This window comes from Streptomyces sp. DH12 (genome assembly GCF_020873895.1).
Lineage (GTDB): Bacteria > Actinomycetota > Actinomycetes > Streptomycetales > Streptomycetaceae > Streptomyces.
This window is the reverse complement of the sequence record NZ_JAHWGT010000998.1, coordinates 1-460: the sequence shown is the minus strand read 5'-3', so window position 1 is coordinate 460 and position 460 is coordinate 1. Positions and strand designations below refer to the sequence as shown.

Genomic DNA, 460 nt, shown 5'->3' with positions numbered 1-460 from the left:
CCTTCGCCCAGCGCCGACTGTGGTTCATGGACCAGCTCGCCGGTTCCTCCGCCGGGTCGATGCTGCCGCTGGTGCTGAGGTTGAGCGGGGCCCTGGACGTGGAGCGGCTGCACGGCTCGCTGTCGGCGATCGTGGACCGGCACGAGGTGCTGCGCTCGCGGTTCACCGCCGTCGACGGCGAACCCGTGCAGGTGGTCGACGCCCCGGCCGGCGTCGCACTGGAGCGCGTCGAGGTCAGCGGCCCGCAGGAGCTGTACGACCGGTTCCTCGGGCGCCCCGTCGACCTCGCCGCGCAGCACCCGGTCCGCGCCGTCCTCGCCCGCGTCGCCCCCGACGAGCACCTGCTGCTCGTCGAGATGCACCACATCGCCGTGGACGGCTGGTCCTGGGGCGTGCTGCTGGAGGAGCTGGCCGCCGGGTACCGGGGGGACGCCGTCGCCGCGCCCGCCGTCTCCTACAG

1 protein-coding gene is annotated in these 460 nt (G+C 74.6%); it reads left to right on the top strand.

The genetic code is table 11. From position 1 onward, the window contains the following. Positions 1 to 460 (top strand): condensation domain-containing protein (locus LPA54_RS38175; RefSeq protein ID WP_228984977.1); only part of this gene is annotated, 460 nt, incomplete at both ends.